Consider the following 21,766-nt stretch of genomic DNA (forward strand, 5'->3'; position numbering starts at 1 on the left):
TCATGAAACTTGGGGGAATCCTTTCACTGACCGTTGCTATCTTGCTGACCGGATGTGCACCAGCCGTATTAGAAGGCGACCCGAATATCAGCGTGAAAGCGCAGGCCTATGAGGCCAAGGTCAAGGCAAAGCTTCAGGCTCAGGCGGAAGCTGCGGATGAAGCGAAGCTGGTTCGGCTTACATTTCCCGCGGACCGGCCGCTGCGCGTGCTGTTCGCCGGCGATTCACTGACCGGAGGATTTTTTGCCAGCACGAAGGACAGAGCCTTTACTGAACTGATGAAACAGTCACTCGCTCAGAAAGGACCGATTGAGGAAGCGCGGGGCGAGCAGGCACACGCGACGCTTTCTACGGTTGGCGGTCTTGTGGAGGTGCCCGCTGGCCTCGACCTGGCAGTAGTCGAACTTGGAACAAATGACGTAGGCGCGAAAACGGAGCCCACAGCCTTCGCCTCGCAATACGCCGGGCTATTGGAGAAGATCCAGGCGGAGTCCCCGAACGTGAAGATTCTGTGCGCTTCTGTCTGGCAGTCGGAGGGCACCAGCATGGATGTCTACAACCGCGCCATTCAGGAGCAATGCGAGCATGCTGGCGGGAAGTACGCCAACATCAGCACCCTTTATGGGGCTGCCGGCCACCGCGGACCCGAAGGGCTGGAAACATGGATCGGTACTTCAGACACCTTCCATCCCAACGACATTGGTCACAAGGCAATTGCCAACCTTCTCCTAGAGCGCATAAAGGTGTCCTAGCGTGAACAACGTCAAAGCTTTGTGGCCCAGCCTGTTTCGTGACGTCGTCCTCAATAAGGTGATCGCTTCCCCGCTGTTCCCGGCCCCACTACGTTGGCGTGCACTCCGCGCTTACGGTATGCGGGTTGAGCCCTGTGCGATTTCTCCTGGCGTCTGGTTCGGAAGTTCCCGTATGACTATCGGCTCAGGCGCCTTCATAAACTACCGCTGTATGTTTAACACAACTGCCCCGATCAGTATCGGCGCAAACTGCAATATCGCCATGGGCGTTACGTTCGTAACCACATCCCACGAAGTAGGTGACGCGAGCCGCCGCGCAGGTGAGTCCACTGCCAAACCGATAGTTGTCGGTGCTGGCACTTGGATTGGGGCCAACGCAACCATCCTGCAAGGCGTAACAATTGGTTCCGGAACGATTATCGCTGCCGGCGCAGTCGTCACTACCGACTGCGAGGCAGACACGATCTACGGCGGTGTTCCTGCCCGGAAGATCAAGGAACTAGACAAAGTCACGGGTACGATCCGGGAATGAACATCTGAGGGCTTTATCCGGGGTCATTGAAGGTGGGTCACAATCACAGCCCTGGTCGCTTCGGTGCCAAGGGAACAGCGAATGCCGAGGCGAGATATCGCAGCAGGCCCGGTCAAGCTTTTATTTGTGTGCGCACCTCGTCGTTATGTCGCATTTGGGCGAAGGCGGGGCCAAACTGCGTCTCGGTTGAGCACGTCGAATTCCCTGGAAACACGCCTTCGGTCTTGGCCCATCACCATTGCAGACGGCGCGAAGGTGCATTGCTGCCACAATTGTTCCTGGCGCTCACTAGCTCTGCTGAGCATGATGAACCGTCCCGGGTTTGATGCCGCTATCTTCTGTGAGAAAGATAGTGATTGTGCCCAAGCAGTTCCCGCCCGAAGTCCGTGACCGTGCAGTGCGCATGACCATGGATCGGTTGTCCGAATACCCGTCTGTCTATGCTGCTTGCAAGGCACTGGCGCCGAAGCTCGGGGTCGGCGCTGAATCGTTGCGCCGGTGGGTTGTCCAGGCCCAGATCGATGCCGGTGAGAAGACCGGGCCCAGCAGTGATGAGCTGGAGGAGATCAAGCGGCTCCGGGCTGAGGTGAGGGACTTGAAAGAGTCCAATGAGATCCTCAAACAGGCTTCGATTTTCTTCGCGAGGGAGCTCGACCCTCGCCGCCGCTGATCTGTCGATTCATCGACGAAATGCGCGCTGAAGGTTATGCGGTCGAGTCGATCTGCGCCGTCCTGCGGGAGCAGGGCGTGCAGGTCGCCGCACGAACCTACCGGGCGTGGAAGAAACGCCTGCCAGCCCTGCGCACCATCGAAGACGCCCGCATCACGAATGCGCTCCGGGCCTTGCAAGTCCTCGACGCGAAGGGACGCCCCCGGCCCGAGATCATCTACGGGCGGCGGAAAATGACGCAGTGGCTGCGCCGTAACGGCTTCCCGGAAGCCTCCAAACACGCCGTGGACCGGCTCATGCGCGAAGAGGGAATGAACGGCCTTATCAGAGGCCGCAAGACCCGCACCACCATCCCGGGCAAGGACGGCCGCCGCGCCGGGGACCTGCTGAACAGGGACTTCACCGCCCCGGCCCCGAACCGGATCTGGGTGACTGATTTCACCTACGTCCCGGTCTACTCCGGATTCGTCTACGTCGCCCTGGTCATCGACCTCTACTCCCGGGCGATCGTTGGCTGGGAAACCTCAACCGTCAAGGGCACCGCGTTCGTCGAACATTGCCTGAGGATGGCCCTGTGGCGGCGCCAGCACACCGGCCGCCCGGCACCGGCAGGACTGATTCACCACTCCGACGCTGGCAGCCAGTACACCTCGATCCGCTACACCGACACCCTGGCCCTGGAGGGTCTGCAACCGTCCATTGGCAGCGTCGGTGACGCCTATGACAATGCAGCCGCCGAGACCGTGATGGGGCTCTTCAAGAACGAGGCCGTGGCAAAGGATTCACCGTTCCGCAGCGGGCCGTTGAAAACCGAAACCGACGTGATGGAGATCGTCTTCGAGTGGGTCCACTGGTACAACAACGAACGCCTGCATTCCGCCCTGGATCACCAGACGCCAGAGGAATATGAGCAGACAAATTATGATCTACAAACCGGCCCGTTACCCGACGACGCCGCCAACAAACAGGCGGAATGATTCCCGGGACGGTTCACCCTGTGGCTTACCTGGCACAGCGCCGGCAGCTACCGCAAGTACACGGCTTGTATGACCGAATGGGCACAAGACCTCAGCATTGAACCCGAGCAGGTAGAACAGCTGATCTTCAGGGGCAACTGACCGCGGTGCGGATTTAGCCCCCGTCCTTACACAGCGTTCGCTTGGGAGGACGTATCGGCGATCTTCTCGTACATGACCCCGAGCACGAGGACCTGGACAAGCTTGTCGAACACGACCCGGTCCGACACCCGGGGCCGGTGGCACCCCAAAGGATGGGTGTCGATCACGGGCGGAATCAGGGCCTCGAATTGGGCCCAGAGGGGATTCATGACGGGTGATGGGACGACAGGCACAAGCTTCCCGAGGCAACACTGGTTCTAGACAAACACGTGTTTATCAAAGCTTGTGCCTGCGCCGTTAAATCCAGCACGACCTCACCTACCGGCGGAACCTCTTAGGGCTTGACGCCGGAGTTTAGGTGGTTCTCATAGTCTTGACCGGCCGCGCGCATGTCTTCTTCGGTCACAAACCCCCGGTCGGCGAGAAGGATGGGGCGATATGATTTTGCTCCGTTAGTGCAGCGCACGTCGTCGTGCCAATTCTCGTTCATGGTCGGGTCGTAGAAACATGACCACCCCTTGCCGAAGACTTTCTCCCGCGACTCTTGTACCGCCTCTTCGATCTCCTGGTCGGTGGGCTCGTAGTCCTCATCAACATACTGAACGGGACGCTGAGAGGTGCGGGTCTGTCGATCTCCGTTAGACGCCCCAGTCAGGTCGGGCTGGCCGAAGAGCAACCATGCGCCAAAGCCGAGCACCGCTGCGCCGCTGATCCAAGCGAGGACGCCGGTGCCGAAGTCGGCCCACGCCCCGCTACGGTCCTTAGGTTTCGTCGTCATTTCCCCCCTTTGGATTAGCGTAGCGCTCGGCGCGGACTGGTTGGCAAGAGGCGTGCACGTCCCGAAGATCCGTTACGCCTGCATTCCGCCCTGGATCACCAGACGCCAGAGGAATATGAGCAGACATATTATGATCTACAAACCGGCCCGTTACCCGACGACGCCGCCAACAAACAGGCGGCATGATTCCCGGGACGGTTCATGATGCTAATTCTCGGCGGTTCTGACACTACAGCACCCGTAAGGAGTAGTGCGTTTACTTGTCGGTGACGGTCGAAAAGTGAGCCATTGTGACGGCTTGGCGTCCAGTCGTCGTTGCAACACCTGAGCTTTTAGGAGTTGCAATTGGGTGAGATGAAAAGATCAAGAAAGTCGCGGGGCGCCCCTCCAAAGAATGCTGCGCGGGCTCACTATGATCAGCTGATGAAACAGGGAATGGGCAATTCCGAAGCGTGCCGGATCGTAGGAATCAGCCGTAGTTCGGGCACTCGCTGGCGGCATGGCCACTCGGTTGTTCTGAAGTCCGGAGACATCAAGAAGTACGCTCCCATCTCGCATCAGAGGCCGGTCGTGATCTCCGCCCGGTTTCTCTCCGAGTCGGAACGGATCACGATCGCGGACCTCCTGCATGCCCGGCGCAGCATCCGTGCCATCGCCAGGGAGCTCGGGCGTAGTCCGTCGACGGTGAGCAGGGAGATCCGCCGGAACATTCACGAACCCTCTGGCAACTACCGTCCGCGGACCGCTCAGCGCAGTGCCGAGCGCAGACGGTGCCGGCAGCGGACCGGGAAGATCGCCGAAAACCCGGAGCTGAGGGAGTTCGTGCGCGAACATCTGAAGCAACGCTGGAGCCCACGCCAGATCAGCAACCGTCTACGGGCTAATTTCCCGGGGCGACCCGAGATGCACGTCGTGCCTGAGACTGTTTATCAGGCCCTGTATGGGCGCGGAAGCCTGGATTTAGCCGTGGACCCGGCCGCCTCGCTGCGCAGCGGGCGGACCGGTCGTCGGCCCCGCCGCCGAAAAGAGCACAGGACCAAGCGCTTCCCGGACGTGGTCATGATCCGGGACAGGCCCGCGGAAGTGATCGGCAGATTAGTACCAGGGCACTGGGAGGGGGACTTAATAATTGGGAAGGGCGGTCGCTCGGCCATTGCCACACTGGTCGAACGAACCACGCGCTTTATCATCCTCGTGCACTTGGCAGGGAACCGCGGTGCTGAGAATCTGCGCGACCGGCTTACTGAATCGATGAGCCCGCTCCCAGCCCATCTGCGCCGTTCACTGACCTGGGATCAGGGCACTGAAATGGCCTGCCACCAGAGTTTCACGCGGCGGACACTTATCCCGGTGTACTTCTGTGACCCCGCGAGCCCCTGGCAGCGCGGCTCAAACGAGAACACCAATGGCCTGCTGGAGTGGTCCCTAAATGTTGGACTCCTAATTAAACGTTAGGCGGTGGCGAGGTTGTGAGCGAGGTATTCGTCAGGACTGAGGTAGCCGAGTCTCCGTTGGATTCGGGTGCTGTTCCACCAACGCAGATACTCGGTTAGACCGGTATGGAACTGCTCGGTGGTCTTGGGTTGCTGGATCCGAAACCATTCCTCTTTGAGGTGGCTGAAGAACCCTTCCATGGTGGCGTTATCCAAGCAGGTGCCCTTACGGGACATCGATTGCGTCAGCCCGGCTTCGCGGAGCGTGTCCTGCCAGAGCGGATGCCGGTACTGAAACCCCTGATCTGAATGGACCAGGGGTCGCTCGTTCGGAGCGAGGCCGCTGATCGCAGTGCGAAGGCCATCGGTAACCATTTTGACGCTCGGAGACGGACCTGCCATAACAGAGACGATCCGGTTGTCATGGAGATCAAGGACCGGTGAGACGTAAACCTTGGAGGTGCCCACCGTGAATTCGGTGACGTCGGTGGCCCACTTGGTGTGTTTGACCGCGGTTTCGAACTGGCGGTTCAACACGTTCTCAGCCGCCTTACCGACCTCGCCGCGGAAGGAGTTGTATCTGCGCCGGCGACGGACCGGGCTTTGCAATCCGAGCCCGCGCATGAGCTTCAGCACGGTCTTCTTCGACACTATCCATCCCTGTCGCAGGAGCATGGCCAGGACGCGTCGATGCCCGTAAGCGCTTCGCGCCTGCGTGAAGACCTGACTAATGGCTTCTTTGAGTTCCGCGTGCCGATCTGGCCGGGTAAGCCGGTTGCGGTGGTCGTAGAACGTGGACCGGGGAATCTTTGCCAGATGCAGCAACAGCGGCAACCGGTGATGGGCCTTGAGGTCATTGATCGCTTGAACTTTCAGCGTCGTTCCTGTGCCCTCAAGGCCCGCAATTTTCCCAGGTACGCCACCTCCGCACGCAACCGCTCGTTCTCCCTCCGGAGTTGCTCGACCTCGCCCTCGGGAACTGGATTCTCGCGATCGACCGGTGGCCGGCCCCGTTTCTTCGGGCGTAAGCCGTCCTCACCGTCTCGCCGGTAAATTCTCGTCCAGTTCGTGACGGTGCCGGGAGAGGGAAGGTCGTACTCCTTGGCCAGGACGCGTCCGGACACGCCCTGAAGATGACGTCGCACGATCAAAAGCTTGGTTTCGATGTCGTACTGCTTACGGTCTCTTGTCATCAGCGCACCCGATCCTCGTACCTGCCATCGCTGATACAACATTTGGACAGGGTTAGGTGCTAAATCAAGAGTCAGCGCGACGGACTTCGCAGTCAGCCCCTGCTCGAACAACTCCATAGAAGACACTGCATCGGAGTGACTCAACGTGCTTCTCAAGTACATCTGACTACTCCTGGAAGAAGGATCCTAAATTGGGTGTCCAACTTCCGGGGACCACTCCACTGCTCCGCCAGTACTTCCCGAAAGGAACAGACCTGGGCGTCCACAGCCCCGAACACCTAGTTATGGTCGCCGCTGAACTCAACCATCGGCCACGCGAAATCTTGGGTTGGCAGAGTCCCACGGAGCACTTAGCTAGACTGATTTCACCTTCGACCGAACCATAAATTGTTGCAACGACCGCTGAATACCGCCTGAAGACAATGGCCAACGCCATGACAACCGCATCCGCCGAGCTCAGCAGTCCGGTCGTGAAGCCCCTCCGACGCCGCCAAGGGCCATTCCCATGCTGCCCTACGGTCCGGAAAGTCCCGCTAGTTTGTTGACTCGCCTTATGAAGCCTTTCCAGAGCACTGAGCAAGGCGGCGCCGAGCCGAGGAACTTATGGTCGATGAAATGGGGCCTAAACTCAGTCCGCGGCTTCGCTTGGTCCGCCAACCTGGCCGCGGCTCTGGGGTCTGCTCTTGAAGGCGGGTAAACATGCCAGACACGCTCGCGGGGAGTGTCGTAACATTCGACGTAACTTGAGCAAACCTTGAGGCTCTGTTTTGTAACATCGCGGCTGGGTGAATACGGGGAACCTAGGACACGCATTACTCACGCCAGGAGCTGCCGCAGCGAAATATAAGGCTACTTTCCTATGTCCTGCTGTCCGTGACATCAGTGGCAGTCGCGCTGATGGCACTGCGCGACTAATCTCTCCCGGCGCGAGCTCGTGATGACGTGACTTGTCATTCCGTTTGTCACGTGGTTGGGTCATAGCTGATGGGGATCACTGTGACCGATGGAGGCTGTTGTGGCTATATCCGAGTTCGCCTTTGCGCTCTGCGCGCTGTTGGGCACCCTGCTGGTTCCTTTCTTTGTCCTGTACCAGATGCTGCGGCTCAAGCGTCGTGCCGTCCGGGTCACCATTTCCTCCGCAACACGAGGTGACCGCCGCTAGCCATGCCGTATGTCGACATCAACCCGCATAAAGGCCGTCCTAAGTGGCAGGGCTACACCGCGCTGGCGGTTCTTCTGGTCCTTACCGCAGCCGTAGTGTCGGCCGCTTTGACACGCATCTGACCTGCAGTATTCGCAAAACCCCTAGACTTACTGTTGAACGAGTGATGCAGAACAGTATTCCGAAACGTCTTGGGGGACATACATGCCCGATCCGGCGGATCAGAACTCACGCGCCCATGCAGAGGATGCAGGGCAGCCGCAGCCGCGCCGACGTCGTGACCTACGTCACGGTGAGGGTGAACTGACGGATGCCCGGACAGGAACCATGTCAGCACTGACACCCAGCCCAGCCGACCACCCGGACGCCGGTAGGCCGCTGACGCGCCGGACCTCCTGGGCGGAGGCGGCTGCGGCAGCCGACGCAGTAAAGCCTGCCGGGCATATCCCGGCTCCCACCCGTGCGCCGGCGTCCGCTCCGGGGCAGTTTGCCGCGGCGAATTCCATCAGCCCTGTCCCAGAGGCCACTGCAGCGGAAGCATCCGAACCGCCGTCGCAGGCACCCTCTGAAACTCCCGCATTCCGCAGGGCACGGCCGACGGTAGCCGAGACCATTGCTGAAAAGCCCATGCCGGACTTCATCAGTTCGCCGGGACTGTTTGTTAAGGAACAAAAGCCCCGCCCGGTGGGCGGTTTTCGCGGTGCCATTTTCAACATGACCGGCGGGGCCTGGAACATGGGCCCCGGCGCAAAGCAGCGCCAGGAAGAAGAACTGGGCCGCCGAATCTCACGCCAGTTGCAGGGCAGCTACAACACCGCCGTGCTAAGCCTCAAGGGCGGCATCGGCAAAACCTCCACCACTGTGGGCGTGGGTTTGACCCTGGCCGAGTACCGCGGCGACGCGCCCTGCGCTATCGACGCGAACCCGGACTCCGGTGACCTAGTGGAGCGTGCCTTGGGGGAAGGCATCTACCAACAGGCTAGTCCGCGCACCATCACCGACCTGCTCCGAAACATCGACTCCATCGATTCGCTCACGGCCCTGGCCCGCTATATGCACCACGCTGGCCGGCTGCACCTCATCGCAGGGGAGCAGGACCCGGAAGTCTCGGACTCGCTGACGGCCGAAGAGTACCTGCGGATCCGCAAGCTCATCTCCGCCTACTATTCCGTGGCCCTAACTGACTGCGGCACTGGCGTGACTCACAACGCTATGAGCGGGATTCTGCAGTCCGCGGACAATCTCGTGATCGCCGCCGGCTACGCCGTCAGTGGAGCCAAGCGCGCCCGCAGCACCCTGCAATGGCTGGCCAGCCACGGATACGAGGACCTCGCCCGTAATGCCATCGTGGTGATCACGGACAAGGACGAGGTGTCCTCTCGGGTGGATAAGGATGCCATCGAGGAACACCTCGCAGGCATCTGCCGCGAGTTGATAGCTGTCCCGCACGACCGTGGCGTGGCGGACGGTGACCTTGTCACCTTGGACGTGCTGAAGCCCGATACCCGGCGGGCCTACAAGGAGATTGCCGCAGCAATCGTGGACGGGTACCGCTAAAACCTTTGCCAAGGGCTTGCTCCCGGAACTCACCTCATACTTCACTGCCGTAGGGACAAGTCCCCTGTCGATAGTCGGCGATACCGCCAGGGAACTCAAGTAGTCCTATTGGTACCTAACGCGTAGTGCCTACGCTGTTGCTTTGTGAACCCCGCGACTTACGGTCTCCGCATGGAGCGTCTAATTAAAGCCTTCCGACAATTCTTGGTTGAGAATATTGTCGGTGATGATCCGACCATGGAGCTGTCCCGCCTCGATCAGGAGGACAAAACGGTGCACGCCAAGTACGGGTTCGATGGGCTGGGCACGGGCAAGACGGGAACGGGTCCGTTCTAGCGGCGCCTGGAATGGGTCTAGCCTCAGGTCAACTAGAGGACAAACTATTGCGCAATCGACGGTAGTTAATCTAAGAACTAGGAAGCGTGCCCCTGCGACTGAAACACTCACCGCCGTTCGTGCATCCGGCATTGCGTGAGCGGGGATGTTGTATCGGGTGGGCCGGTGTTCCGTACATGACCACCGAGGAAGAGGTCTAACACGCGAAGTGCCGGCGTTTTGTCCTGATAAGTGCGAATTGTTCCCTTCACCGGGTGAACAATATGTTTCCGTTAATGAGCGAGCTCACAACTTGAAGCTGAGCTGGCCTGACGGTTTTTCATCAAGGAGCCGACACATGCCCCTAGGCCCCCGACGGTCGGGTCAAGCAGACCCAACTAACGCGTATCCAAATCCTCGAACACAAGAAACGTCTGTGTATCAAGCACCCCCGGCATGGACTGCAACTGGTCGAAGATCACCCGCCGCAAATCGATGTTGTCCACGGCGCGCACCAGCAGAATTACGTCGAAGTCGCCGCCCACCAGGGCCACGTGGTGCACCTCGGGGATGGCGCCGAGCTGGTCGCGCAGCTCACGCCAGGCATCCTGCTTCAGCTTCAGGGTCACGTAGGCGGACGACCGGAGCCCGGCCTTGATCGGGTCCACCAGCGCCGTGAACCTGGACAGCACACCCTCGCCAGTAAGTCTGGCGATGCGTGTGTACGCGTGCGCACGCGAGATGTGGACGTTCTCGGCCACCTGAGTGACGGACATGCGGCCGTCCCGGGTCAGCTGCGAGATGATCCTGCGGTCGATGTCGTCCAACGGGACGGGTTCCGTCCCGGCATCCCTGGTTGCCAATTCGCCCACGGCCTGTCAGTAATCCGGCTCACACTTACAATTCGTCTCTCAGTGTAGAGCGAATTGAGCATGACTATGCGATTACCGAACAGGCTGAATACGAAAAGGCGTCAGGAGAGCGGGTACGAGGACTCACTGCGGCGGGCGTCGTCCAGATTCGCTGCGGTGCGGATGAAGTCACAGTCGGCGGGGGAGAGGAGAGTCTCCCCGTGCCGGTCCTGATCGAACTCCACTCCGGTGGCCTTCGAAATCGCTGCCACCACGGCCCGGGGAAGAATCTTGCACCCGGGATTATCGATCAGCCATTGCCGCGTTTCTGGCTCGAGCCGGTCCCACAGTTTCTCAATGCCCATTCCGGATACCACCCTTTGTCATTTCTCTTGGATGAAATGCCGCCGTGCCTCTGCCTGACGGATGGTGCTTGGTTGTTGTCCCCGTCAGCCGCAGGAATGGCTGGCTGGGAAAGTGATTCAGAGGCGGAGGGGACCACGCTGTCCCCTCCGCGTCCATCGCCGCACCAGGAGCCCCCATAGAGGATATCCCTGCCACCTGGTGCGGAGCCTTCTCCCTGCGATGAACGGAAAACGAACTTTCCGAACCTCGACGGATAGACGTTTTCGTCAATCCGTCCTTCGAGTTTGGCCCTCACTAAGGGGCAGGTCAAGGCGTTTTTCAAAACAGACGAACCATTACGTGCTCACGCAGTTCGGCGGTAGAGGTTCTTCCGCCAAGCGGCAAACGCTGGACGCCCTGCGGGCTCAGGTGTTGCCCTGTTCCTACCCGCCCCGGAGTTCGCTCCGGGCAGCTTCCAGCAGGGTGCAATTGCGGTTGCACGCCGCCATAATGAGCCGTCCTGCTGCTTCCTCCGGAGTGCAGCCGCTGCGCGCAGCTATCGCCTGAGACGCCTCCGCGATCACCGAACGCGATACCAGTGATTCCTCCAGGGCAAGGAACTGATCGTCCCAGAGGCCCATCGGCGGCAATTCCTCCGGCGTGGGGTGGAGGGAATGCACGGCGGCTGCCGTCCTGGCCTGAAGTACGGACCGGGCTGCGGTGAGCAGTTCGGCCGTTTCCGGATATGCCAGCCGGTAGACAAGGTGACCGCCTGACCGCAGGCACTGAATCAGATGCTGACCGCGCATCTGGCCCAGGTGCCGGGACAGGTGGGACGCCTTCACCCCCGTGCCCTCGCAAAGCTCCGGGATGGTGCACTCGCCGTGGGTGAGCAGCTCCAGGATCTGCGCCCGGACCGGATGGGCCACGGCCTTGAACAACTCCGCGGCAGCGGACATCGACGGTCCGGCGCCGCCGCCGTGGACCCCGTTCGGCACAGCCTGGTGGCGCTGCATGCCAAAGTTTTTAGTGCTCATGGTTTTGCTCCCTGTAGGGCCTGCTCGCCATTATCCTCCGTTGTGCCGCTCCCGGCGCCGCAAACTGCGCCAAACTCACAGTGTTTTCGCAGTCCCAAATGCTGCCCCACGCACCTGGGCTGGCCAGCCCCCAACCCGGGGAGTTTCCTCTATTCAGCACAAGGAGCCCGGCGTTACGCTTGGTCCCCGGACCGAGGAGGCGATGATGCTCGAAGAGGCGGATCTGCTGCAGGCCCTGCGGCGTCACTGGAAGTATTCAGGCAAGGACGAAAACATCGCCCACGAGATCTACCGCCACGACGCCGTGCTCGAGTTTCCCCAGTCCGGCGAACGTTTCGAAGGCGTGGAGAACTTCCGCGAATGGCGGCGGCGGTACCCGGCGAAACTGAAGTTCCACACCCGCCGGGTCACCCACCGTGCCGACCTCGTGGTGGTGGAGAAACCTCATCAGTTACGACGGCGCCCCGTGGATGTTCACTGTCAGCATCCTGGAATTCAGAGGCGACCGGGTTGCGCACGAGCGGATCTACATCATGGACGCCTGGGATGCTCCCGAATGGCGCACCCCTTGGCGCTCCGAGGTGCCGGCGGACCCGCCCCCGCCGGCTCCGTAGCAACCGCGGCTGTTCTATACCGCCAATTTGTCCACGGCCCCCGTCCGTAACCTGGCTCACACTGGCAATTTGTCTTCACAAAAAGCAGGAATCGTGCAGCTTCTCCACGATTCAGCAAGGTGCTGGATACGAAACCTTCTGCGGGCGGATACTGGGGAGTAATAGTGGCAACAGAAGGACGGAACGATGACGATCTCCGCGAACCACACCGCACCGGACCAGATCAGCAAGGCGACCTCCGAGGACGCGCTCGCCGAAGCAGCCAAGAAGTTCGGCATCACGGCCGAGGACTATATGCTCCCGGCCCGGCACCAGATCGAGATGGTGGACCCGGACGGCAGGCTCAAGCCCGAAGGTGAGCAGGGCACCGAACCCGGCCACGAGTACCCTTTGCCCGGCGATGAGGAACTGCTGGCAGCGTATGAGCAGCTCGTCGTCGGACGCCGCGTCAACGACCAGAACTCTGCGCTCGTCCGGCAGGGCCGCATGGCCGTGTACCCGTCCAGCCACGGCCAGGAGGCCTGCCAGGTAGCGGCCGCGCTGTGCCTCTCCGACGGCGACTGGATGTTCCCCACCTACCGCGACGCCGTGGCCGTGATGACGCGCGGCGTTGATCCCGTGCAGGTGATGACCATCTTCCGCGGCGACTGGCACGGCGGGTTCAACCCCCTCGAGCACAAAGTGGGGATCCAGTGCACCCCGCTGACCACGCAGCTGCTGCACGCCGTCGGGGTGGCCCACGCGGCCAAGCTCCGCGGTGAGGACACCGTGGTGCTGGCCATGTGCGGCGACGGCGCCACCAGCGAAGGCGACTTCCACGAAGCCCTGAACTTCGCGGCCGTCTTCCACCTGCCCGTCATCTTCTTCGTCCAGAACAACAAGTACGCCATCTCGGTGCCGCTGGCACACCAGTCCGTGGCGCCGTCGCTCGCGCACAAGGCCGTGGGCTACGGCATGGCCGGCGAACGTGTGGACGGCAACGACGTGGTGGCGCTCCTCGCCGTCCTGGACCGGGCCGTGAAACTGGCCAGGGAAGGCTCCGGCCCCCTGCTGGTGGAGGCCAACACCTACCGCATGCAGGCGCATACCAATGCCGACGACGACACCCGCTACCGCGAGAGCGCTGAGGTTGCCGAGTGGCGGGCCAAGGACCCGGTGAACCGGATGCGCACCTACCTGACGGACCGGGGACTATTGGACGACGACGGCGAGGCGCGGATCCGCGAGAAGGCGGAAGCGGTTGCCACACAGCTGCGTGACGGCCTCAGCGAAGACGTTCCGGTGGACCCGCAGGAGCTCTTCCGCCACGTCTTCTCCGCGCCCACCCCCCAGTTGAAGGAACAGTCCGCCCTGCTCGCCGACGAACTCGCCCGCGACGCAGCAGCATCTACCGAGGAGGCCGGCAAGTGAGCCCCACCATCACTACTTCATCCGAAGCGAACGGCAACGTCAGTGCCGCCACCGCCCGGGCAGCCGCCTCAGCCGCTGCCTCCGCCGAAGCCGCAGGCCCCCAGCCGGTCACTCTTGCCAAGGCATTGAATACGGCGCTGGCCGACGCGATGCACGCTGATTCTTCCGTCCTGGTGTTCGGCGAGGACGTGGGGACGCTGGGCGGGGTCTTCCGCATCACCGACGGACTTACCGCGACGTTCGGCGAGCAGCGCTGCTTTGACACCCCGCTGGCGGAGTCCGGCATTGTGGGCATGGCCGTGGGCATGGCCATCAACGGGATGCGCCCCGTGATGGAGATGCAGTTTGACGCGTTCGCCTACCCGGCGTTCGAGCAGATCATCAGCCACGTGGCCAAGATGCACAACCGCACCAAGGGCGCCGTGAAACTGCCCCTGGTGATCCGGGTTCCCTACGGCGGCGGCATCGGGGGAGTGGAGCACCACTGCGACTCCTCCGAGTCCTACTACGCCCACACCGCCGGCCTCAAGGTGTTCACCCCGGCCACCGTGGCGGATGGGTACCGGATGCTGCGCGAAGCCATCGACTCGGACGATCCCGTGGTGTTTATGGAGCCGAAGAAGCTTTACTGGTCCAAGGACCTGGTGGATTTGGGTGAGCTGCGTTCTGCCCACACTGCTGCTGCTCAGGCGGGACGCACCACGGAAGGCCGCGCCGCCGTCGCGCGTCCCGGCACCGACGCCACGCTGATCGCCTACGGGCCGTCCGTCCCCACCGCCCTCGCCGCTGCCGAGGCCGCAGCCCTGGAAGGGCGCTCGCTGGAGGTCATCGACGTGCGCACCATTGTGCCGTTCGACGATGCCACTGTCTGCGAGTCGGTGCGGAAGACCGGCCGGGCCGTGGTGATTGCCGAAGCACACGGCTTCGCGTCCGTGTCCTCCGAGATCGTGGCGCGGGTGCAGGAGCGCTGTTTCCACTACCTGGCCGCGCCGATCCGCCGCGTGACCGGGTTCGACATTCCGTATCCGGCACCGAAGCTTGAGAAGTACTACCTGCCCGGCGTGGACCGCATCCTGGACGCCGTTGACGACCTTCAGTGGGAGAAGTGACCATGAGTGAAACACGCGTGTTTTTGTTGCCGGACCTGGGCGAGGGCCTCACCGAAGCGGAGCTCGTTTCGTGGCACGTTTCGGTGGGGGACACCATTTCTGTGGACCAGCCGATTGCCGAGGTGGAAACCGCGAAGTCCACTGTTGAGGTGCCTTCTCCCTATGCCGGGATTGTTGCTGAGCTGCACGGGCAACCGGGAGAGACGCTGGATGTTGGGAAGCCGCTGATCTCGGTGACGCCTGTTTCGGTGGGTGGGCCTGCTTCTTCTGCTCCCGTGGCGGAGCCGGCCGAGCCTGAGGTGGAACCTGCCGAGACCGAGCTGGGGGAGCCGGTGGATGAGGCTGAGGAAACCCATCCCGAAGCTGAGGCTTACCGCGAAGAGGAAAAGGCCGGATCCGGCAACGTGCTCATTGGGTACGGCACCCCGGGTGGGCACGGCGTCGCCCGCCGGACGCGGGCGCGGAAGTCAACTGTTGTTTCCGGGGCCGGGTCGGTCGGCACCCTTCCCTTGGAGGACGGGGCGGCCGACGGCGGCCCCGCGGCGGATGCCGACGTGGACCTTTCGCTCCTGCGCACCCGGGTCCCCGGCAAGCTGGGTGCGGTGATCTCCCCGCTGGTGCGGCGGATGGCCCGGGAGCACGGCGTCGACCTCGGAGAGCTCCCCGGCTCCGGGGAGGGCGGCCTGATCATGCGCCGGGACGTGGAGAAGGCCATCAGCACTCCTGTGGTCGAGCCCGCTCCTGTGGCAGAACCGAAGTCCGTGGTGGAGCCTCTCGAAACCACTAACGGAAAAGCTGCTAACACTGACGCCCGCACCGGCCTGGCCATCTCAGCCCGGACTCCGGTCATGGGAGTGCGCAAAGCCGTTGCCGCCAACATGGCGCGCAGCCGTTCCGAAATCCCTGAGGCGACTGTCTGGGTGGACGTCGATGCCACCGCGCTCGTGGAGCTCCGCCAGGAACTCAAAGCGGGCGGCTCCGAAGTGCCCGGCCTGCTTGCGTTCATTGCCCGTTTTGTCACAGCCGGGCTAAAGAAGTATCCGGAGCTGAATACCCGAATCGAAACCGCGTCCGACGGGTCACAGGAGATCGTCTCGTTCGACGGGATCAACCTCGGAATTGCCGCCCAGACCGACCGCGGGCTCGTGGTGCCGTCGGTCCGCGCGGCGGAAAAGCTGACGGCTCGGGAGCTGGACGCGGAGATCCGCCGGCTGACCGACGTCGCGCGCCAGGGCAAGGCCACCCCGACGGAGCTCGGCAGCGGCACGTTCACGCTCAACAACTATGGAGTGTTCGGCGTGGACGGGTCCGCAGCGATTATCAACCACCCCGAGGTGGCCATCCTCGGCGTGGGCCGGATCATCGACAAGCCCTGGGTGGTTAACGCCGAACTGGCCGTCCGGAAAGTCACCGAGCTGACGCTCACCTTCGACCACCGCGTCTGCGACGGCGGAACGGCAGCCGGCTTCCTCCGCTTCGTAGCGGACGCCATCGAAAACCCCAACAACCTCCTAGCCGACCTCTAACCCCCAACCCCCACCCCCCGACGCTCTCTCACTCGATGTCGGTTTTTCCGAAACCCTCTCTCACTCGATGTGGGTTTTTCCGGAACCCTCTCGCACTTGATGTCGCCTTTCCGGAACCCTCTCTCAGTTGATGGTGAATTCAACTCGAACGCTGTCTCAGCTGTTCTTGTCTGTCGCAAGCCTTCTCAGTGATGCCGGGCCTACCGCGGGAAGGGTAAGGATACGACGGCGGCCGCGACCGCCGTCGTATCCATGCCTCCATCACTGCGTCTGCTTCCTGGGCAGGAGAAAAGTCCCGCACCGGGTTTCTGTCCGCACCACTTGACTATGTCAATCCTTTTTGGCCCCGGCAGGACGGTTATGTCTGGCCCCACCAAAAGTCCTCAAGCTCTGTTCCTGGACGAACCAGCGGAGTCACTGAGCCATAGGAGATGCAGGTAGCGGATCCCCGACACGTGTTGGTTAGAGAAGCGGACCTGCATGTCCGGCGACAAGCAGCCAGCCCTCTTCTTCATGAACCCATACTTGCGTCATAGGCATGCGGTATTGAATCCCGCCGAGCGACGACCCTGACGAGAGACTGAGATGTCTCTGGAAAGTGGCGTAGCCGCCGACCTGCTGAGCTAGAGGCTGTACAGCTCCTCCGGCCACGGATACAGGCTGCCGAGTTCGGTGGACTGGCCATGACTGCCGCCGGCGTGGGCGATAGCCGCCAGCACCAGGTCGAGAAGTTCTCTGTTGAGTCCTGACACCAAGTCGCCCAAGACCGCAGGTGCGTCCGTCCCGATCGAGGCGACCAGGAGCAGGAACCGTTTCTCGCCTCCAAGCGAGGATGCCATCGAGCTCGCCATGTCTTTGAAGTCGATCCAGGTGCGCCCATTCCGGTTCTTGACCCAGGTGTTCCCAGACTGCGCGTAGCGTCCGCGGTACCCGCGGATCAGCAACTCAGTGGCGGCCTCCAGCGCGTAGTTCCCCTCGGCCCAGGCCCGCAGCTCCTCGATGTTCGACATGGTGCTCCTCACGATGGCGTTTCCCGTAGCGTACCGCTCCCCCTAGCTGGTCAGCCTGACCCGTGACCTGATGTCCGCATCTTGCCATCCATCTCATTCAAGAAACGCAAGAACACAATGACAATAAAGGCGTTCGAGGGCTTGGACGCAAGCACGATCACAGCAGGGCGAGCACGATTGCGTGCGACGTTGGCTGACGTTCTAAGACGAGCGGTATCGAGGACGACGGATCACACGTACGAGGCGTGAAGATCGCTCAGATGTCATCCACGTCGTCCTACGCGTAAATTTGCAGCCGCGATGCGTACTGGTCAGGGTTGCGACTCGCCGCGCAGATAGATCTGCCGACCGGCCATGAAGAAGAAAAACAGCCCGAGAAGTCCGGGAATGAGCGGGGGTGAGGCAGGAACGCCAGAAAGCTCGGGCGCGGGGAGCCAACTCACAACGATGAGGATGAGCAAGGAGACGCTCACGATAAGGTACAGGGCCAGCGCCCACGGATAGTACGTGTTCCACGCTGTCTTTCGCGGCGTTGACTTCGAGTTAGCCGAGTTCGTCATGGCTGTAGCATACTCACCTGAGGAAATCTTGCGCCCTTCGGGTTTCGCAGGCATCGAGCACGACGAAGGGTGTACGACTGTGTCCCAATCCACGAGTGTCAAACTCCCGTGGCACCTGAACTCCACCAATTGGTTCATTCTCGCGGGGATCATTGGCACGTGCGTGTTCGGTTGGTTCGCGGCAGGCCAGCCTGGCGTTCCACTGAAGGACGGTGATTACGGTTGCAGTGCACAAGATGGTGCGATTCCGGGGCCGGGAGCGACCGTCGTCAACGGCCGAGTAGTTGACGCATGGGATTTCGATAGTTCAACTGGAGCGACGCCATCCGTTCCATTCCGCAATCCTGAGCGCAAGAACCCTGGGACGTTCACGATGACGAGCGTTGGACCGGGTGGTCATCGGTACGAGTTCGAATGCACATACTAGCGAATAGCAACACGGGTCGCCGCGACGCGATGCAGCCGAGTGTGTGAAACGTTGCGAGTGTGTGCGTTGCGTCGGCGTGAGAACGAGAGCACGTCACGGCAGCGCGAGAGCGAAGCGGTAGCGCGTCGGGGCGGAGCGCAACGTTCGAGAGAGTTTTCGTTGGTTTTGCAGTTGTGCCAATGACGGTTCGGCTCACGATCAGGCAGTCGTCCAAACTCCAGAACACGTAGGCGGGGCCGCTACAGTTATCCAGCGAAAACCAGTGCAGCAACTTCGACATGCGCTATTGGTTTTGGCTGCCCATCGTTGTTACGTCGTCGGTGACGAGGCACGTAAGAACTGCCATGTCCCCGATCACCGTGATATCCGCCTGCTCAAGGGTTTGGGCGTGCCACGTGTTCTGGCCTTCTATGTTGGACCGAAGGTACGTATCCCGATTGAACTGGTCTCCTTTATGGGGTGTCCAGCAAAACTTGGGGTGCAAATGCCGACTTAGCGTTTCTCCGTCACGTCGCGCCAGGGCATCTGCGCGCTTTAGTGCAGCACTCAACACTTCGTGATCGGTCATTGGTCCAGTCTGTCAGTTATTGCTAAACGCTGAACATCTGCCGCAGTGTCGAGTGCCCATACTTTCCCCAGGACGGTCGTAACCATGATCGACCGATTAGCTCGCGCTCTGTTGGGCGATGGTGTGGGCGAGCCGGTAGGAGTCCGTGCCGGTTTCGATGATCGTGCCATTGAAGGTCAGCCGGTCCACGATCGCGGCGCACAGGCGTGGGTCGCTGAAAGTTTTGGTCCAGCCGGAGAATGACTCGTTCGATGCGATTGCGATGGAATTCTTCTCCTCTCGTTCGGTCAGGACCTGGAACAGGAGTTCGGCGCCTCGGCGGTCCAGTTCCATGTAGCCAAGCTCGTCGATGCAAAGCAGGTCCACGCGGCCGTAGCGGGCGATGGTCTTGGCCAGGACCTTTTCATCGGCGGCTTCGACGAGTTCGTTTACGAGCCGGGTAGCGAGGGTGTACTTAACCCGATAACCCTTCTCCGCGGCGGCAGTACCGAGTCCGATGAGCAGGTGGGATTTGCCGGTTCCGGAGTCCCCAATCAGGCAGAGGGGTTGTCCTTTGCGGATCCATTCCCCGGTGGCCAAAGTGTGGATGGTGGCGGGGTTGATGTTCGGGTTTGCATCGAAATCAAAGTCCCCGAGCCACTTATCCCGGGGAAAGTTCGCAGCTTTCACACGGCGGATGGACGAGCGCCGGTCCCGGTCGTCGCACTCCGCCAGCAACAGCTCGGCCAGAAATCCCTGGTAGGAGAGTTGTTCCTTCCCGGCGACGGTGAGGGCTTCGTCCAGAACCCCACGGATGGTGGGCAAGCGCAGCCGGCGGCAGGCCTGGTCCACGGCGGCAACCGCTGCCTGTTCGGTCAGGCCGCGGCGCCGGCGCAGAGTCGGGGTGATGGTGGTCGTCGGTGCGGTGGGGCTCATGAGATGTTCTCCTTCGACGCGGTTCCTGCAGGGTGTTCGGAACGTTTGGCCAGCAGCTCGTCATAGGCACTGACCGAGGGCAGGGGCCGGGCGTCAGGCGGGAGCCCGGCAATGACGGCGGCGGGGTCCATCAGCCGGCGCTGGGTGAGACTGACAACCCGTTGCACTTTCAATTCGCCGTGAGCACCGGGATGACAGTCGGAACTGGCCCCACCCCATGAAGATGCCGCGGCGTGTCTGCGGGCTTCGACCGCGACGACGTCGGCACTGACAGCACCCACCCCCAGCGCCGCAGTGATGCCTGCATGGATGTCTCCTGCGTCCATCGAGCGGTGCAGCAGCAGGACGTCGATGAGTTCACGGGTCCCCTCGGCGTCACCGTTGACCCGGCGAGAGGCAGCCCAGAAGGTCTCATGCGCGCTGGTGAACGCACCAGACTCCCGCGCCCTGGCCAAAGCAGTGGAGCCGGGAAGGGCGCCGGGTTTGGTCTTGAGTACTTCGAGATAGTGATCCAACTGGACCGATTGCCCGGACCGGGCAGCGACCCGCTGATGCCTGGCGGCCACGGTGCGGCCGTCGAAGACCACGAGCTCGGACGCCCGCAACGAGACCCGGACCCTCCGGCCGATGAGCCGGGCCGGGACGGAGTACTTCACCATCCGGACCGTGACCATCGAAGACCTATCAACTCGGGGTGTTAGCACCAGACCTGGATCAAATTCCCCCGCCGGCAACGAGGCCAAGAACGGCCGTTCAATCTCGAAGTCCTGACCGATGGTGCGGATCCTGTCATTGATCCGCCGGTGATCGTCCTGGGCTTCCCATCCCCGGATGCGGTCATTGAGCTCATCCAGGGAACCAACGACTGGCATGGGCGAGAGTCTGTTGCGCCGGAACCAGCCCACCTCGCCTTCAACTCCGCCCTTTTCATGGGCGCCTGCGATGCCAGGCTGGCAATAAAAGGGATCGAAGCCGTAGAACGAACGGAACAACACCCACCGGTCGTTCTCATGGCGCTGCCGGCCTTGCCCGAACACCACAGCGGTGACCGCGCTGGTGAGATTGTCGTATCGGATGTGTTTAGTCGGGATGCCGCCAAGAACGTTGAAGGCCTCGATGTGGCCCTCGAGAAAGGCTTCCTGGGCCTGAGTCGGGTAAATCCGGTGAATGGCTCTGCCCGAATGCGACAGCCGGAAGATGAACATGTGGCACTTCGTCTTCACCCCGTTCAGCACGACATAGACCTCGCCGAAGTCCACCTCGGCTTCGGCGCCCGGCGCGTGTTCCTGAGGAACAAACATCTCAACGCGGCGTCCGGCCTCCACATCAACCTGGGCCCGACGGACCCTTACGTAATCACGCACCGTGGAATACGAGAGCTCCTGCGCACCGTGCTCTTCAATGAGCCGGGCCAAAATCCTTCGTGCGGTATGACGCTGCTTCCGCGGAGCCGTTGTATCCTCGATCAGCATCGCGTCGATCGCGCCCTTGAACGGCTCCAGCCTCCAGGACACCCCTTGTCTCTGTTTGCGCTCCGGAGGGGCAGCTGAATCCAGTGCCTGCCTCACAGTTCTTCTGTGGACTCCGTACCGGGCGGCCAACGCACGAACCGACAGGCCCTCAACCCGGGCGTCCCTTCGGATCCGCGCGAACAACTCCACTCTCGACTCCATCCAGACCAACCTTCCGCCGCATCCATCCACTGATGAATCCAACGTTGAAGGTGGGGCCACAAATAACCGTCACAAGGTGCCCGGCGAGTCATGAAGTGGGGCCAGATATATCCGTCCTACCGGGGCCATCCAAATCTGTCACAGCCAACCACTACCGCTTTCGCTTGAGCACAGGCAGAACGTTCCGCGGCTGTTTCTCTGGACGTCCCCA

23 protein-coding genes and 3 pseudogenes are annotated in these 21,766 nt (G+C 61.7%); 13 read left to right on the forward strand and 13 right to left on the reverse strand.

What is annotated here, in order from left to right; genetic code table 11:
- Positions 1–2: 2 nt before the first annotated feature.
- The 4 genes from M1D32_RS04995 to M1D32_RS05010 all read left to right on the forward strand — a co-directional run bounded on the left by M1D32_RS04995 (position 3) and on the right by M1D32_RS05010 (position 3,072).
- Entirely contained in the window at positions 3–752 is a 750-nt protein-coding gene (locus M1D32_RS04995; protein WP_458781234.1) for an SGNH/GDSL hydrolase family protein, read from the forward strand.
- A gap of 211 nt (positions 753–963) precedes the next feature.
- Positions 964–1,284: a DapH/DapD/GlmU-related protein gene (locus tag M1D32_RS05000; RefSeq protein WP_458781235.1), complete on the forward strand. Its 321-nt coding sequence runs from the start codon at positions 964–966 to the stop codon at positions 1,282–1,284.
- Between the two features lie 358 nt (positions 1,285–1,642).
- Positions 1,643–2,931 (forward strand): IS3 family transposase gene (locus M1D32_RS05005; RefSeq protein ID WP_458781236.1). Its coding sequence is split into 2 segments (ribosomal slippage): positions 1,643–1,916 and positions 1,916–2,931, totalling 1,290 coding nucleotides; the frame shifts between segments, so codons are not numbered across the junction.
- A gap of 69 nt (positions 2,932–3,000) precedes the next feature.
- On the forward strand, positions 3,001–3,072 hold the full coding sequence (locus M1D32_RS05010) for a hypothetical protein (RefSeq protein WP_375134963.1): 72 nt from the start codon (positions 3,001–3,003) through the stop codon (positions 3,070–3,072).
- Positions 3,073–3,101: 29 nt separating this feature from the next.
- On the opposite strand, the pseudogene M1D32_RS05015 reads toward M1D32_RS05010, so the two are convergent.
- Positions 3,102–3,305, reverse strand: a pseudogene (locus M1D32_RS05015) (IS5/IS1182 family transposase); the annotation flags it as partial.
- A 101-nt stretch (positions 3,306–3,406) separates the two neighbouring features.
- Positions 3,407–3,850 (reverse strand): hypothetical protein, encoded by a 444-nt coding sequence (locus tag M1D32_RS05020; protein WP_115787482.1) that lies wholly within the window; start codon positions 3,848–3,850, stop codon positions 3,407–3,409.
- A gap of 423 nt (positions 3,851–4,273) precedes the next feature.
- Here M1D32_RS05020 and M1D32_RS05025 point away from each other — a divergent pair.
- Positions 4,274–5,266: pseudogene (locus M1D32_RS05025) on the forward strand (IS30 family transposase); the annotation flags it as partial.
- A 35-nt stretch (positions 5,267–5,301) separates the two neighbouring features.
- On the opposite strand, the gene M1D32_RS05030 reads toward M1D32_RS05025, so the two are convergent.
- The gene (locus tag M1D32_RS05030; RefSeq protein WP_458781237.1) at positions 5,302–6,117 is read right to left on the reverse strand and encodes an IS3 family transposase; all 816 of its coding nucleotides are present in this window, start codon (positions 6,115–6,117) and stop codon (positions 5,302–5,304) included.
- A 38-nt stretch (positions 6,118–6,155) separates the two neighbouring features.
- Positions 6,156–6,593 (reverse strand): transposase, encoded by a 438-nt coding sequence (locus M1D32_RS05035; RefSeq protein ID WP_458781238.1) that lies wholly within the window; start codon positions 6,591–6,593, stop codon positions 6,156–6,158.
- 95 nt (positions 6,594–6,688) lie between these two features.
- Here M1D32_RS05035 and M1D32_RS05040 point away from each other — a divergent pair.
- The 4 genes and pseudogenes from M1D32_RS05040 to M1D32_RS05055 all read left to right on the forward strand — a co-directional run.
- Positions 6,689–6,862, forward strand: a pseudogene (locus M1D32_RS05040) (IS30 family transposase); the annotation flags it as partial.
- 629 nt (positions 6,863–7,491) lie between these two features.
- Positions 7,492–7,638, forward strand: coding sequence for a hypothetical protein (locus tag M1D32_RS05045; protein WP_458781239.1), 147 nt, complete (start codon positions 7,492–7,494; stop codon positions 7,636–7,638).
- 327 nt (positions 7,639–7,965) lie between these two features.
- Positions 7,966–9,195 carry a MinD/ParA family ATP-binding protein gene (locus M1D32_RS05050; RefSeq protein ID WP_458781240.1) on the forward strand — a complete coding sequence of 410 codons (1,230 nt, stop codon included), beginning with the start codon at positions 7,966–7,968 and terminating at the stop codon, positions 9,193–9,195.
- A gap of 204 nt (positions 9,196–9,399) precedes the next feature.
- Positions 9,400–9,531: a hypothetical protein gene (locus M1D32_RS05055; protein ID WP_458781241.1), complete on the forward strand. Its 132-nt coding sequence runs from the start codon at positions 9,400–9,402 to the stop codon at positions 9,529–9,531.
- Positions 9,532–9,908: 377 nt separating this feature from the next.
- Here M1D32_RS05055 and M1D32_RS05060 read toward each other — a convergent pair whose 3' ends face one another.
- From M1D32_RS05060 to M1D32_RS05075, 4 genes are all read right to left on the reverse strand, one after another.
- Positions 9,909–10,373, reverse strand: coding sequence for an Lrp/AsnC family transcriptional regulator (locus tag M1D32_RS05060; protein WP_458782106.1), 465 nt, complete (start codon positions 10,371–10,373; stop codon positions 9,909–9,911).
- A 110-nt stretch (positions 10,374–10,483) separates the two neighbouring features.
- Positions 10,484–10,726, reverse strand: coding sequence for a hypothetical protein (locus M1D32_RS05065; protein ID WP_458781242.1), 243 nt, complete (start codon positions 10,724–10,726; stop codon positions 10,484–10,486).
- A 423-nt stretch (positions 10,727–11,149) separates the two neighbouring features.
- Positions 11,150–11,743 carry a metalloregulator ArsR/SmtB family transcription factor gene (locus M1D32_RS05070; protein ID WP_458781243.1) on the reverse strand — a complete coding sequence of 198 codons (594 nt, stop codon included), beginning with the start codon at positions 11,741–11,743 and terminating at the stop codon, positions 11,150–11,152.
- Positions 11,744–11,999: 256 nt separating this feature from the next.
- Entirely contained in the window at positions 12,000–12,191 is a 192-nt protein-coding gene (locus M1D32_RS05075; RefSeq protein ID WP_458781244.1) for a hypothetical protein, read from the reverse strand.
- Between the two features lie 22 nt (positions 12,192–12,213).
- Between M1D32_RS05075 and M1D32_RS05080 the strand changes: the two genes are divergently transcribed.
- The 4 genes from M1D32_RS05080 to M1D32_RS05095 all read left to right on the forward strand — a co-directional run bounded on the left by M1D32_RS05080 (position 12,214) and on the right by M1D32_RS05095 (position 16,402).
- Positions 12,214–12,357 (forward strand): hypothetical protein, encoded by a 144-nt coding sequence (locus M1D32_RS05080; protein ID WP_458781245.1) that lies wholly within the window; start codon positions 12,214–12,216, stop codon positions 12,355–12,357.
- Between the two features lie 186 nt (positions 12,358–12,543).
- A complete protein-coding gene (pdhA, locus tag M1D32_RS05085; RefSeq protein WP_458781246.1) occupies positions 12,544–13,767 on the forward strand; it encodes a pyruvate dehydrogenase (acetyl-transferring) E1 component subunit alpha in 1,224 nt (407 codons plus the stop codon).
- A complete protein-coding gene (locus tag M1D32_RS05090) occupies positions 13,764–14,876 on the forward strand; it encodes an alpha-ketoacid dehydrogenase subunit beta (protein WP_458781247.1) in 1,113 nt (370 codons plus the stop codon). Before pdhA ends, M1D32_RS05090 begins: the two co-directional genes overlap by 4 nt.
- 2 nt (positions 14,877–14,878) lie before the next feature.
- On the forward strand, positions 14,879–16,402 hold the full coding sequence (locus M1D32_RS05095; RefSeq protein ID WP_458781248.1) for a dihydrolipoamide acetyltransferase family protein: 1,524 nt from the start codon (positions 14,879–14,881) through the stop codon (positions 16,400–16,402).
- Positions 16,403–17,025: 623 nt separating this feature from the next.
- Here the strand turns inward: M1D32_RS05095 and M1D32_RS05100 are convergent.
- The 5 genes from M1D32_RS05100 to istA all read right to left on the reverse strand — a co-directional run bounded on the left by M1D32_RS05100 (position 17,026) and on the right by istA (position 21,555).
- A complete protein-coding gene (locus M1D32_RS05100; protein ID WP_458781249.1) occupies positions 17,026–17,412 on the reverse strand; it encodes a hypothetical protein in 387 nt (128 codons plus the stop codon).
- Between the two features lie 311 nt (positions 17,413–17,723).
- Positions 17,724–17,972 carry a hypothetical protein gene (locus M1D32_RS05105; RefSeq protein ID WP_458781250.1) on the reverse strand — a complete coding sequence of 83 codons (249 nt, stop codon included), beginning with the start codon at positions 17,970–17,972 and terminating at the stop codon, positions 17,724–17,726.
- 710 nt (positions 17,973–18,682) lie between these two features.
- Positions 18,683–18,967, reverse strand: coding sequence for a nuclear transport factor 2 family protein (locus M1D32_RS05110; protein WP_458781251.1), 285 nt, complete (start codon positions 18,965–18,967; stop codon positions 18,683–18,685).
- A gap of 96 nt (positions 18,968–19,063) precedes the next feature.
- Complete coding sequence (istB, locus tag M1D32_RS05115; RefSeq protein ID WP_305940767.1) at positions 19,064–19,882, reverse strand: IS21-like element helper ATPase IstB; 819 nt, start codon at positions 19,880–19,882, stop codon at positions 19,064–19,066.
- Positions 19,879–21,555: an IS21 family transposase gene (istA, locus tag M1D32_RS05120; protein WP_458781252.1), complete on the reverse strand. Its 1,677-nt coding sequence runs from the start codon at positions 21,553–21,555 to the stop codon at positions 19,879–19,881. The genes istB and istA overlap by 4 nt, the downstream gene beginning before the upstream one ends.
- Positions 21,556–21,766: the final 211 nt, after the last annotated feature.

It is taken from the genome of Arthrobacter sp. D3-16 (assembly GCF_054408515.1).